Below are 12,964 nucleotides of genomic sequence, written 5' to 3' on the forward strand. Positions count from 1 at the left end.
ATACAATCCGCATTTGCGAAGCTCGGTCCTCCACGCGCCTGGCTCTCCATGCTTCATCCCGCGATTGGTTGCGGTTTCGCGCCAAGGTTCCAATGCGCGGCCGCATACTCGCACAAACGTGTCTGGCACACAGTAAAATCCAATGGAACTCAGAGCTCAACCCCGAAATGGGCTCCGATTTCGAAAATCATGCGCTATGCCCGGCTTGGCGTCCATGTCCACTTACCATCCTCACGGAATTCCAGGACCGCGTCGTAGATATCGCGCGGTTCCTCGGCGCCTGCGTTGTTGATGTAGCCGATCGAACGTGCGGAAAGCATCTGCAGGATCTTATCAAGCTGTTGCGGCCCCAGTGTCGTGTTGACCCGATCCAGGAAGGCGAACCGCGGGGCTGCGAGAAGAAGGCCGGCGAGCGCCAGAAGCTGTTGCTCGTGAAGCGCAAGCACCATTTCCCAGTCGGTCTCGGTGTCCAATCCGCCAAGCGCGTGCTCAAGCACCTGTTCGAGGCCGAGCTCGTGCAGCAGCTGGACAATGTGTTCGTCCGATATTTTGTCCCTGTTCTCACCGCGCACGAGAACCTGGCGCAAGGTGCCGGTCGGCAGGTAGGGCCGTTGCGGGACAAACAATATGTCGCCAGGAGGCGGACGGATGGTGCGCCCGGTTCCGTTGACGGAGATTCCGGCTGTCGCGCGAAACAACGCCGTGCCCGCAGCCGGCGCCGATCCAGTGATCAGGACGCGCGACCCGCAAGGGATCGATACCGACAGGTCCTTGAAGAGGGGCGTGCCGTTTGCCGATGACAGCACGGTCAAGTCCTCATAGGCGAGCCGATCCTTTTCCTCGACAATCTCGACGCCCGAACCCGGCGGCGTTCGCGACTGTTCGATGGCCTCCAGCAGGGAGCTGAGCCGGGCGACGACCGCGGCGAACGTAGAGAGCGACTGGAACTGCGTCACAATCAGCGAAAAGGCGCCCACAAGCAAAGCGAAGGCCCCGGCTGATTGGGTGATCACGCCGAAGCCGATGCTCCCGGCGATGTAGGCAGGAGCCACGATCAGGGCCGGAATTATCTGGATCAGCCAGTTGTATCCGGTGGTGAAGAAGCCGACATTGCGGTTGATGGCTATGATCTGGCGAAAATTGGCGACCACCGTGTCGAGCCGCTGCATCAGGCGCGCCGTCTGGCGCTGCTCGTCTCGCGCCAGCATGACGGGTTCTGCGTTTTCCCGAACCTCGATCAAGCCGGATCGGAAGTTGGCTTCCTTGTCGAGCTGGTTGTAGTTCAGGCTGATGAGCGGGCGTCCCAGCGCAATCGTCAAATACGAGCCGCAAGCGGCATAAAGGACAGCCACCACGAACAGCAGCGGACTGATCGACCAGAGCACGCCGGCAAAGGCCAGGATCGTGAGAGTGCTGTTGAGCAGCATGAGGATGAAGGAGAGCGTGGTAACCGTGAACGCACGAATGTCGTCGGCGATCCGCTGGTCGGGGTTGGTGAGTTGGCCCGAGACGCCAAGATGATAGTATGTTCCATCGGCGAGATAGAAATTGACCGCCCGCCGGGTGAGGAATTCTCGCCAGAGCAGCGCAAGGCGCTCCTCGATGAAGCGGGCGACGACGGCAACGATCGTCAATGATGCAAACACGCCTATGTAAAACACCGCCTGCCGGATGAATTCAGCCGTCTGGCGATCGGCGATCGCCGTCATGAAGTTTCGTCCCACGTAGCTGTTGACCACATTCAGGCCGCTGACGCCGCACAACAATGCGACGAGCATGGCAAACATCATTCTGGCCTTGCCACCGACCTCGGAGCTGGCGAAGTTCTTCACTGCTTGCGCAAAGCGAACGCCAGTTACCTTCAGCGGGATTGGTTTCGTATCCATGACACCCTCGACAGGTCCAGAGTGATGAGATTGCGTAGCGTTTGGCGCCGATGACGCGGCGCCGGCTGGCTGAGAGGGTTGTGCCTTGGAGAGGAGATGAACAGCAGCGCCAGGCCGCGTAAATTCTCGACGATCGGCGCACTGTCGTATCGGGTAGAACGCAGCCCTGGCGAATTGAAGCTCGCTTGCGGTCGCCCTGCGAAGAGCCATGCGTGCAAACGAACCGATTCGACTTCTCGATGAATGCCGATCTGCACCAAGCGCCCTCCTGATGGGCGAAACCGTCCCTGGTCAGCAGAACAAGGACGGTTGCGCCCGTAGAACTCGATCGTTGCCTTTGCTATCCGCCTGGCTGCCGCCACAGCGTCTCGACGTTCTGCATGCTTTGAAAATGCCCCCGCATGTACTCAATTTATCTTGTTTCGGCGACCATGACCACCTTGGTGGTCCCGACTTCTGTCCTCGAGTTGCGTTCGCGCTCCCTAACCGAATGTGAAGGCGTAGGCTTGTACACCGGGATCCAGGAAGCGGATCTCGAAGTTTCGCGCCTGGACGCTGCCGGACTGGCGAACGAGCTGATAAAGCTTCGTCGTGGTGACGATGCCGTTCCCATCGGCATCGATATCCGCTCCATGGTCGCTGTCCGGAGCCCTGCCGTCGACCGTCACCTTGAAGCGCACCGGCTTTCCGCCGGCTGCGGGGCCGAGCACGAGATGAAGGTCGCGGGCGCTGAAGCGATAGGCGATACCGCCGCCGGGTTGATCGAGCGTCGCTTCCTCTGCGCCGATGGTCCAGGTCCCGGACAGGCCCCATTCGTTGAGGCCGGGTTCGGCGATCGAATAGTTGCTTGCCGTGTCCGGCTGCAGCCTCTCCGGCGAGACGAAATTCTGCGCCTGCTGGTAGCCGACATAGGTCTCACCGGAACCAATATTGGCGAGGTCCGGGCTGACCTCCGCGCCTTTCGCGTCGGGCTTGACCGGATCGCTAGCGGCCATCTCGCTGCCCGCTTCGCGCAGCAGATCCTGGATTGCCTGCTCGGTCTCCTGGTAGTTGCCTTCGCCGAAGTGGTGGTAGCGGATCTGGCCCTTGGCATCGATCAGGTAGTGGGCAGGCCAATAGCTGTTCTCAAACGCGCGCCAGATGCGGTAGTCATTGTCGATGGCGACCGGATAGTCGATCCCGAAGTCGGCCATCGCCTTGCTGACATTGTCGACCTTCTTTTCGAAGGCGAATTCCGGGGCGTGCACGCCGATTACGACAAAGCCCTGGTCCTTGTACTTCTCCGACCAGGCACGGACATAGGGAATGGTGCGGATGCAGTTGATGCAGGAGTAGGTCCAGAAATCGACGAGCACCACCTTTCCACGCAGTTGCTCCGTGTTGAGCGGCGGCGAATTCAGCCACTGTACTGCACCGCCGAGCGAGGGAGCCTGGCCTTCCACGGGTAGATTGCTGCGGAACGGCCGCTTTGTATCGGCGACCGCGATCATCATGCTGTTGTCGGCGACCTCGGATGGTGCCCCGACGGCAGTCATTGCGTGGAACCGGTCCAGAACCACCTGTTCAAAGGACGCCGTGCTGGCATAGGACAGGCGAGACAGCAGGCCCGTATCGAGGCCGAGCGCGATGGTGCCGACGCCGGCCAGCACCAGGGCGCCGAGAACCTGGCGTATCCGTTCGCTTACGCCGAGGTGACGCTTCATTCCGGCGAAGATCTTTCCGCCGACGAGCAGCGCGAAGGCAAGCGAGGTTGCCGCGCCGGCCGCATAGGCGAGGAGGAGGGATGTCGTTTCAAGGTTTGCACCCTGCAACGCCGCGCCGGTCAGAACGAGACCCAGAATCGGTCCGGCGCAGGGTGCCCAGAGCATTCCGGTTGCGACGCCAAGGACAAGCGAGTTGATCACCGTCGGCGCCGAGCGCGTCGGGTCGGTTGCGTTCACCAGCCTGTTGCCGAAATCGACGACGGGATGGGTGAGCAGGCTTGCGATACGCGGCGAAAGCAGGCTGGCGCCCAGAACTGCAAGGAGGATGATCGCAGCAATGCGGCCGTATTCGTTTGCCTGGATGGCCCAGCTGCCGCCGACGGCTGCGAGCGTCGCGACAATTGCGAAGGTGCCGGCCATGCCCGCGAGCATGGGCAGAGTGCTTCTGACGAAAGGCTGCCCCGCACGCGCAAAGACGAAGGGGAGGATGGGGAGGATACACGGGCTGAGGATGGTCAGCGCACCTCCAAGATAGGCAATGACAAGAAGCGCCATCATTGTTTCCTTTTCAACCGGTTGATCGGGCTCTGGCCGGCGATTTGCCTGGACCAGCGACGGGCCAATCTGGTCGGGGCCAGGTATCCCCGATGTGTCCGGCTTTCGTGGAAAAGGTATCGAAATGTAGGAAACGGCCGGGATCGCTACAGAGCGACACAAAATGCTCGAGGCAGTTTTTGCGGACCGGCATCGTCAATCCGCGATGAGGCGGGCGCGGCTGAATTGTATCGGAGTGTATCGGCAGCCGCGAAAGCTACATCCTCATGCAAAAGCTGACGGCGTGCGACACATCCGCGATACATGCCGCCGGTCTTCTTGGCCTCGTGACCAATTGACAGGAGAGATCGATGCCCGACGAAATCAACCGCCAACGCCGCCGTTTCTTCGGCGTTGCCGCCATGGCCGTCGCGGCCGTCGAATTTGGCGCAACCGGTGCCGCCCATGCCCAGTCGCCGCAGGCCTCCCCGGCGCCTATGCCCCCTGTCAGACCCGGGACGAATACGTCCTTCAAGGCGCTGAAGCAGACCAGGGCCGGCGTGCTCGATATCGGCTACGCCGAGGCGGGCCCCGCAAATGGGCCCGTTGTGCTGCTGCTGCATGGCTGGCCCTACGACATCTACAGCTTCGCCGACGTCGCGCCGCTGCTCGCTTCGGCCGGTTATCGGGTGATCGTGCCTTATCTGCGCGGCTTCGGAACGACCCGGTTCCTTGCAACTGATACGCCTCGGAATGGCCAGCAGTCTGCGCCGGCCGCCGATATGATCGCGCTGATGGACGCGCTCGGCATCGACAAGGCCATCGTCGCCGGCTTTGACTGGGGCGCGCGCACCGCCTGCATCATGGCGGCTCTTTGGCCCGAGCGCTGCAAGGCGCTGGTGTCGGTCAGCGGCTACCTGATCGGCAGCCGCGCAGCCAACAAGAAGCCGCTGCCGCCGAAAGCCGAGCTCGCCTGGTGGTATCAGTTCTATTTCGCGACCCAACGGGGAGAGCTTGGCTACCGGGAAAATACGCGGGAATTCGCAAGGTTGATCTGGCAAACGGCATCGCCGAAATGGAATTTCGACGACGCGACGTTCGACCGCTCGGCAAAGGCCCTCGACAATCCCGATCACGCCGAAATCACCATCCATAACTATCGCTGGAGGCTCGGTCTCGCTGAAGGCGAAGCGCGTTATGATGCCTACGAGGAGAAGCTTGCCGGTGGGCCAATGATCTCGGTGCCGACGATCACGATGGAGGGTGACGCCAACGGAGCAGCTCATCCTGACCCCTCCTCCTATGCGGGCAAGTTCTCGGGAAAATACGAGCACCGGACGATTACCGGCGGCATCGGCCACAATCTGCCGCAAGAGGCGCCCCAGGCATTTGCGCAGGCGGTTCTGGACGCAGCGCGGTTCTAGCGGCCAGCGGCTGCTGCGGGGACATTTCTCTGCTTCGCGGCGGCCGGATCAGCGTCTAAGAATGGCAGGCGGTGCATTCGCGATATGGAAAGAGGATCCAGGGGCCGAGAGATGGAGCATGTCGACCATATACTGATCGTCGATGACGACCGCGAAATCCGCGAACTGGTGTCGAGCTATCTGACGAAGAACGGCCTGAAGGCGACCGTCGCCGCGGATGGCCGCCAGATGCGCAGCTTCCTGGAGGCAAATTCCGTCGACCTGATCGTGCTCGACGTGATGATGCCGGGCGACGACGGGCTGGTGCTCTGCCGCGAACTGCGCGCCGGCAAGCATAAGGCGACGCCGATCCTGATGCTGACCGCGCGAAGCGACGAAATGGACAGGATCATCGGGCTCGAGATGGGGGCGGACGACTATCTGCCGAAGCCGTTTGCCGCCAGGGAGCTGCTCGCGCGCATCAAGGCGGTGCTGCGGCGGACGCGCATGCTGCCGCCGAACCTTCAGGTCAGCGAGGCCGGCCAGTTGCTGACCTTCGGCGACTGGCGGCTCGATACGGTTGCCCGCCACCTTCTCGACAAGGAGGGGGTTGCGGTTGCCTTGAGCGGAGCCGAATACCGACTGCTGCGCGTCTTCATCGACCATCCGCAGCGCGTGCTCAACCGCGACCAACTGCTCAATCTGACGCAAGGGCGTGACGCCGAACTCTTCGATCGCTCCATCGACCTGCTTGTGAGCCGGCTCAGGCAGCGGCTGGGGGACGATGCGCGCGAGCCAATGTATATCAAGACGGTGCGCAGCGAAGGATACGTCTTCTCCGTTCCGGTCGAGATCTCGGAGCCGCGCCGATGAGCGCAGGCGCCAAGGCCCATCTGCGGCGGCTCTGGCCGAGCACCCTGCGTGTCCGGCTCTTCTTCATCCTCCTGGTGGGGCTCGCCGTCGCCTACGGGTTGTCCTTCACGGTCCTCTATGTCGAACGCTACATGTCGGCCAAGGCGGTGATGCTCGGCACGCTCGAGAGCGATTTGGCAACGTCGATCGCCATTCTCGACCGGCTTCCGGCGAGTGAACGGCCGGAATGGCTCGAGCGACTGAGCCGCGGCGCTTATCATTTCGTGCTCGGCCCTGGTCTGCCCGGTGTGCCGGATACGTCGGGACGAGGATCGGAGATTGCCGGAAAGATCGAAGAGGCGGTCGGGCATCGCTTTCCGCTCACCGTCGTGGCAATACCCGGCGAAACGGAAAGACTTCAGGCGCACCTGACCTTGAGCGACGGCAACCCGCTGACGATCGATGTGACACCGCGAGGTGTCATGCCGATAGCGGGATGGCTGCCCTATGTATTTGCGATCCAGATGATGCTTCTGGTGCTTTGCACCTGGCTCGCCGTGCGCCAGGCGATCCGCCCGTTGACTCATTTCGCGGCTGCGGCCGATGCCCTGGATCCGGAGCGGAAAGGCCCGGCACTGAGCGAGGAGGGGCCTAGCGAGATTGCGCACGCCGCAAGGGCCTTCAACGCTATGCGAGAGCGAATTCGACAGTATCTCGACGAGCGCGTTCAGATCCTGGCGGCGATATCCCACGACCTGCAGACGCCGATCACCCGCATGCGCCTGCGGGCCGACGTGGCCGATGACTCGGCGGAAAAGGATAAACTCCTGCTGGACCTCGCCGAAATTGAGCGTCTCGTCCAGGATGGTATAGCTTATGCGCGAAGTGCGCACGGCAACGGCGAAAAGTTTTCCCGCATAGACCTCGCATCCTTCATCGACAGCCTCTCCTACGACTATCAGGACACGGGGAAACCTGTCTCGGTAGTCAGCACGATCGCCGGCACCGTTTCCACCAAGCCGCATGCGCTTCGGCGCATCCTGTCGAATTTCATCGACAATGCTCTCAAGTTCGCCGGCGCCGCGGAAATCGGCGTCGAGCGCAGGGAGCAGGATATCGTCATCACCGTCATGGATCGCGGCCCCGGTATTCCGGAAGACCTGCTCCAGGCGGCCATGCAGCCCTTCTTCAGGCTGGAGCAATCCCGCAACCGCGAAACCGGGGGGACGGGGCTGGGGCTGGCGATCGCACAGCAGTTGACGACTGCGATCGGCGGATCGCTCAAGCTCTACAATCGCAGAGGCGGCGGGCTGGCGGCGGAGATCACCATTCGCTGACGTAAATCCCGTTTGTTTTCAAGGCGACGCCGCCCGCAATGATGTCTCGTCTCGCGGGCACTACGCTTTGTTACACTTCGGGCGATTTCGGAAACACGCAGGATACGTCGGGCGGCCAACTCTCAGATCGCCAACGCACATGACGTGGCGCGTGCCGCGTCGAAGGAGGATCGAATGAAACTGCTAATCATCTGCATGCTTGGCGCGGCCGTCTTCGCCGCGCCCTGTGTCTACGACGTGGCCTCGCGAGAGCCGTCGCCACTGGCGGGTCTTGTCGCTGCCTCCTCCGGTCCCTATGCATTTCAGCCGGAGGCACGGCTGCGACCCCATTCCGGCCTGCCTTCGCAGTAACGTCTAGTCTGAAGCCGCCACGGAGAAAGTGATGAAGCTCTACCTGAACGAAATTTCCTCGGCGACATCGCGCGTCCGCATTGCCCTTGCCCTGAAGGAGCTGACGGTGGAAGTGCAGTCGGTGGGTATCCTTGGCGCAGAGGCGGAAAGTCGCCAGGCGGCCTATCGAAACATCAATCCGCAGGGGCTGGTGCCGGCACTGTTGACCGACAATGGGGTGCTTGTCACCCAGTCGCTGGCCATCATCGAGTATCTCGATGAACTCCAGCCCGAGCCGGCGCTGCTGCCGCGGACACTCGAAGAGCGAGCGCAGGCACGTTCGATTGCGCTTGCCATCGCCTCCGAGATCCACGCGTTCGTGACGCCTCGCATTGCCTTGCATCTCGGTGCGAGCTTCGGGGCCGACGCCGATACCATTGCCGGATGGAACCGGCACTGGATCAAAGAGGGTATGGCTGCGGTCGAGCATCGGATCGCCGGTGGCCGGCGTGGCGACTTTGCCGTCGGAGACCAGCCTTCCGTCGCTGATATCTTCCTGTTTCCGCAGTCTGTCTCCGCCCGTCGCCTTGGTCTCGACTTGGCCCAATGGCCGAATATCGCGGAAATCGTAACTAATCTCGAGGCGATCCCAGCCTTCGCCGAAAACGCGCCGGCACCGAGGAAATAGCCCGATGGGCGCGACCGCTATCGGCTGCGGTCGCATCAATCTGGCGGAGGAGGTCAAACCGGAGCGAGAATCGGCGGCTCCGATCGACTTTCGGCGATCACGGGATGAGCAGCAGCTTTCCGGTGGTTGCGCGGCTCTCCATCGCCGCATGCGCCGCCGCCGCTTCGGCGAGGGGGTATGTGGCTCCAATCCTGACCTTCAGCGAACCATCCTCGATCCAGTCGAACAGCTGTTTGGTATGGGCGCGGAGCAATGCGGGCGTGTGGATGTGGTCCAGGAAGACGGCATAGCCGAGCTTGATGCTCTTCGGCAGGCTCATGATGTCAAGCGGTCCCGGGCCGCCCAGCACGGGGCCATACCAGCAGAAGGTTCCACAGCGGCGCAGGGCATCGAGGGAGCCCTGGAACGTCTTCGGGCCCGAACCGTCATAGACCACATGGACGCCCTCGCCGCCGCTCAGGCGGATCGCCTCTTCGGCGAAGTTTCCTTCGGCATCGACGATAACGTGATCGGCGCCTGCTTCCTTCGCCACGGCAACCTTCTCGGCCGATGAAACGCGGCCGATGACGTTGCCACCTCTGAGCTTGATGATTTGCGTCATGAGCAGGCCGAGGCCACCTGCGGCGGCGTGCACGAGCGCGATATCGCCGCGCTGCACGGGGTAGAAATCGGTTGTGAAGTGGCTGGCGGTAAGGCCCTGCATCATGACGGCTGCAGCGGTTCGATCGTCGATCGCATCCGGTATGCGTACGAGCGCACTCGCTGGAATCGCCAGCCGTTCCGCATAGCTGCCAGGCGCATAGACCCAGGAGACACGTTCCCCGAGCCTTACGCTATTGACGCCATCTCCAACAGCGATGACGCGGCCGGCTCCCTCGACGCCAAGGACCTTTGGGTTCGGCATGTCGGCCCAGATAAGACCGCGGCGCGCGCCGATATCCATGAAGTTCACTCCGGCCGCCGCGATCTCCACGACAACCTCGCCCGGCCCTGCGACGGGATCGGGCAGCTCGGCCAACTCCATGACATCAGGGGCGCCAGGCCCGTTCATTACAATGCTTCTCATAACGCTTCTCCTGTGTTTTAGACTGAATAGTCCAAAATTATGCCCAAGGAAAGAGCCAACCGCTCACAGCCGTAGCCACGAGCTGCTTTCTCCATGAATCCGAAAAAAACCGCAGAAGTCTTCTAGTCCAAATCCGCTGAAGAGCGCTTAGCTGACACAAGCGAAAGCGATGAACCGACATTCGCAAGGCTGGAGCTGCCAGATCGACCAGTGAACCATATTGAAGGCAGCTTTCTTGCCGCCGGCCACGGAAGAACGGCGGTGTCGGGAGTGGATTGCGCTCTACCGAGTCGTGAAGGCGATCGCAGGTCGCCGTCCACACGCTTGCTATTCATGAAATGAGGTGAGTCATGCGCGTACTGCTTGTCGAAGATGATCAAATCCTCGGCTCGACGTTGAAGAGAGCGCTGGAGAAGCATGCCTACGGCATCGATTGGATGCGGGATGGGCAATCGGCGCTGCTGTGCCTGGAGACCCTTCATTTCGGTGCGGTCGTCCTGGACATCAACCTCCCGCAGCTAAGCGGCATGGACGTGCTGAGGGGCCTGCGCGAGAGAGGCGACCACGTGCCCGTGCTGTTGCTGACTGCGCTCGATACGGTGCGCCAGAAGGTCGCGGCACTTGATGAAGGCGCCGACGACTACATGGTCAAGCCGTTCGATCTGGACGAGCTGCTGGCCAGGCTGAGGGCCGTCATCCGCCGCCGCGAAGGTCGAACGGAGACGGTCCTGAAATGTGGAAGCGTCGAAGTGGATCCGTCCGCCATGGTCGTGCGCAAGGACGGTATACAGATCCACACGACTGCGAAGGAGTTTCACATGCTCAAGCTGCTGATGGAGCGCAGTGGCCGGTATGTGACGAAGAGCGACATCGAGTACGCGCTCTATGACGCCAATAGCGGGGTGGAAAGCAACACCACCGAGGTCACCATCTACAATCTTCGCAAGAAGCTCGGGACCGAGTTCATCAAGTCGATCCGGGGCGTCGGCTACCTGATCGAGCGATGATCAATTCGACACTGACGCGCCGGCTTTTCTTCCGGGTGGCGCCTGTCGTGGCAGTCACGATCGCGCTAATCGCGGTCTTTGCGTTCAACAGCGCGACGCGCGAGATCAACAAGATCTACGACGCCCAGCTCGTCAATGATACGGACGTTCTTCTGGCTTTGCTGCGCCGCTCGCTCGAAAGGCCGAACGGTCATGTCCCGCGCGAAATTCCGGATATCGACTTCACCACGGGCAATGAGGCAGCGTTGAGTCCTGACGCTGACGAGTACGCGGATGCCCATATGTTTCGCGGCTGGGTCAACGGGCACGTCGCCGTATACAGCAACAATGCACCATTGGAAAACTTCCCCGAGCAGAAGGCAGGCTTTACGACTGTACCCTACAAGGGGGATATGTGGAGGATCTATTCCGCTCCTCTGCCGAATACGGCGATCACGATGGAGGTGGGCGAAAAGGTCTCGGTTCGCGAGAAGCTCGTCGCCAATATCCTGCTCAATCTGTTCTTCCCGCTGGTCGCGCTCGTTCCGATCATCGGCTTTCTGATATGGCTCGGCATCAACAATGGCCTCAGCACCATCCGCGGACTGGTGCGCCACATACGCAGCCGTTCGCCTGACGATCTCTCGGCAATTCCCGTGGACGGCCTGCCGCGCGACCTCCTGCCGCTCGGCAATTCGATAAACCACCTTCTCGACAAGCTCGCCCACTCGCTGACGCTGGAAAGGCGGTTCTCCGATCTTGCGGCGCACCAGCTTCGCACCCCGCAGGCCGCCATGAAGCTGCTGCTGCAGTTGCTCGACAGGGCCGACAGCGAAGACGAGCGCCGTGCGATCATTTCAGATCTCGTGCTCAGCAACGAGCACGCCATGCACATGATCGAGCAGTTGCTTCGCCTGGCACGGGTGAGCCACCACGCAATCGAACTTGCCCCGGTCAATCTCTACGATCTGGCGGCCACGGTGCTTTCACAGTTCGGCAACGTCATCAGCGACCGCGGAATGGACGTGTCCCTGGAGGGCGACGAGCATGCGTACGTGAAGACCGACGAATTGCTGCTGGCCATGATGTTCAGCAATCTCGTCGACAACGCTCTTAAGTATACACCCGTCGGGGGGCGGATCGCGGTCGTGGTCGCCTCCGAGCAGGCATCCTGCAGGCTGTCGATCCGCGACAGTGGTCCCGGGATTCCGCCCCACCAGTACGACGCGGTTTTTCAACGTTTCTACAGGCTCGATACGCTCGAGACCGAAGGCAGCGGGCTTGGCCTCGCGATCGTCGCTGATATCGCCGATCGCCTCTCGGCGGCGATTACCCTGGCGACGCCGAGCTGGGGAAACGGACTGCAGATCGATTTGCTGCTGGCGAGAAGCACATAATAAGCACTTTTCATTTTCGCTTCATCTCCGCCTCAGGTCGAAATCATCGACGCTTGATAAACAATCTCCCATGATACGGTTTAGGAGCGTTGCATGCGGGTATTTTGTGATTTCGACGGTACGATTTCCGTCGACGATGCAACGGATGTGGTGTTGTCCCGCTTCGCCAGTTCGGAGTGGCAAGCAATCGAAGGTCAATGGAAGCAAGGGCTGATCGGTTCGGCCGAATGCATGCGTCGACAGATCGCCCTTATCCGCGCCAGCAAGCGCGAACTCGACGACCTCTTGGACACGGTCCCGATCGATCCCGGCTTCAGCGACTTTCTGGATGTCTGCGCGGGCCTCGGCCTGCCGGTGAGCATCGTCAGCGACGGCGTCGACTATTTCATTCATCGCATCCTCGCAAATAACGGCATCGGTGTCTTGCCGATCATCGCAAACAGGCTGGTCAGCCTGCGGGGCGAGGGCGGCACCGTCTATTCGCTGACTGCTCCCTTCAGCAGCCCCACTTGCACCGCCGACGCCGGTGTCTGCAAATGTGCGGTCATCGAAGGCACGGCGCGGCAGATTTATATCGGCGATGGCCGCAGCGACTTCTGCGTTTCCGCAAAGGCAAGCATCGTCTTTGCCAAGGGAAAACTGGTGGATCACTGCATCGAGCAGGGCATCCCGTTCTACGGCTTTACCGACTTCACCGACCTCCTCCAGACATTCAAGTCAGTACTGCCCGATATCACCCGGCATGACCACGTCATGTCCTATTCCACCATCGTTTGACATAG

Annotated in this window: 11 protein-coding genes; 8 read left to right on the top strand and 3 right to left on the bottom strand. The window is 61.3% G+C overall.

The genetic code is table 11. The features are described 5' to 3' along the window. Positions 1 to 194 precede the first annotated feature (194 nt). Together EV286_RS12980 and EV286_RS12985 are read right to left on the bottom strand one after the other, a co-directional pair. Positions 195 to 1,886: an SbmA/BacA-like family transporter gene (locus tag EV286_RS12980; RefSeq protein WP_132957562.1), complete on the bottom strand. Its 1,692-nt coding sequence runs from the start codon at positions 1,884 to 1,886 to the stop codon at positions 195 to 197. Between the two features lie 482 nt (positions 1,887 to 2,368). After that, a complete protein-coding gene (locus EV286_RS12985; protein ID WP_132958050.1) occupies positions 2,369 to 4,144 on the bottom strand; it encodes a cytochrome c biogenesis protein DipZ in 1,776 nt (591 codons plus the stop codon). 350 nt (positions 4,145 to 4,494) lie between these two features. Between EV286_RS12985 and EV286_RS12990 the strand changes: the two genes are divergently transcribed. From EV286_RS12990 to maiA, 5 genes are all read left to right on the top strand, one after another. Next, on the top strand, positions 4,495 to 5,547 hold the full coding sequence (locus tag EV286_RS12990; protein WP_132957563.1) for an alpha/beta hydrolase: 1,053 nt from the start codon (positions 4,495 to 4,497) through the stop codon (positions 5,545 to 5,547). A gap of 111 nt (positions 5,548 to 5,658) precedes the next feature. Then, positions 5,659 to 6,399, top strand: coding sequence for a response regulator (locus EV286_RS12995; protein ID WP_132957564.1), 741 nt, complete (start codon positions 5,659 to 5,661; stop codon positions 6,397 to 6,399). Continuing rightward, positions 6,396 to 7,715, top strand: coding sequence for an ATP-binding protein (locus tag EV286_RS13000; protein ID WP_132957565.1), 1,320 nt, complete (start codon positions 6,396 to 6,398; stop codon positions 7,713 to 7,715). Before EV286_RS12995 ends, EV286_RS13000 begins: the two co-directional genes overlap by 4 nt. 174 nt (positions 7,716 to 7,889) lie before the next feature. Further along, on the top strand, positions 7,890 to 8,066 hold the full coding sequence (locus EV286_RS31950; protein WP_165932840.1) for a hypothetical protein: 177 nt from the start codon (positions 7,890 to 7,892) through the stop codon (positions 8,064 to 8,066). 31 nt (positions 8,067 to 8,097) lie between these two features. After that, positions 8,098 to 8,733 (top strand): maleylacetoacetate isomerase, encoded by a 636-nt coding sequence (maiA, locus tag EV286_RS13005; RefSeq protein WP_132957566.1) that lies wholly within the window; start codon positions 8,098 to 8,100, stop codon positions 8,731 to 8,733. 97 nt (positions 8,734 to 8,830) lie between these two features. Here the strand turns inward: maiA and EV286_RS13010 are convergent, their stop codons facing one another. Continuing rightward, on the bottom strand, positions 8,831 to 9,799 hold the full coding sequence (locus EV286_RS13010) for a quinone oxidoreductase (RefSeq protein WP_132957567.1): 969 nt from the start codon (positions 9,797 to 9,799) through the stop codon (positions 8,831 to 8,833). Positions 9,800 to 10,149: 350 nt separating this feature from the next. On the opposite strand from EV286_RS13010, the gene EV286_RS13015 reads away from it, so the two are divergent. From EV286_RS13015 to EV286_RS13025, 3 genes are all read left to right on the top strand, one after another. Further along, on the top strand, positions 10,150 to 10,806 hold the full coding sequence (locus tag EV286_RS13015; RefSeq protein WP_132957568.1) for a response regulator transcription factor: 657 nt from the start codon (positions 10,150 to 10,152) through the stop codon (positions 10,804 to 10,806). Continuing rightward, a complete protein-coding gene (locus tag EV286_RS13020) occupies positions 10,803 to 12,182 on the top strand; it encodes an ATP-binding protein (RefSeq protein ID WP_132957569.1) in 1,380 nt (459 codons plus the stop codon). The genes EV286_RS13015 and EV286_RS13020 overlap by 4 nt, the downstream gene beginning before the upstream one ends. A gap of 93 nt (positions 12,183 to 12,275) precedes the next feature. After that, the gene (locus tag EV286_RS13025) at positions 12,276 to 12,959 is read left to right on the top strand and encodes an MtnX-like HAD-IB family phosphatase (RefSeq protein ID WP_132957570.1); all 684 of its coding nucleotides are present in this window, start codon (positions 12,276 to 12,278) and stop codon (positions 12,957 to 12,959) included. Positions 12,960 to 12,964: the final 5 nt, after the last annotated feature.

It is taken from the genome of Rhizobium sp. BK251, from assembly GCF_004345245.1.
Lineage (GTDB): Bacteria > Pseudomonadota > Alphaproteobacteria > Rhizobiales > Rhizobiaceae > Rhizobium.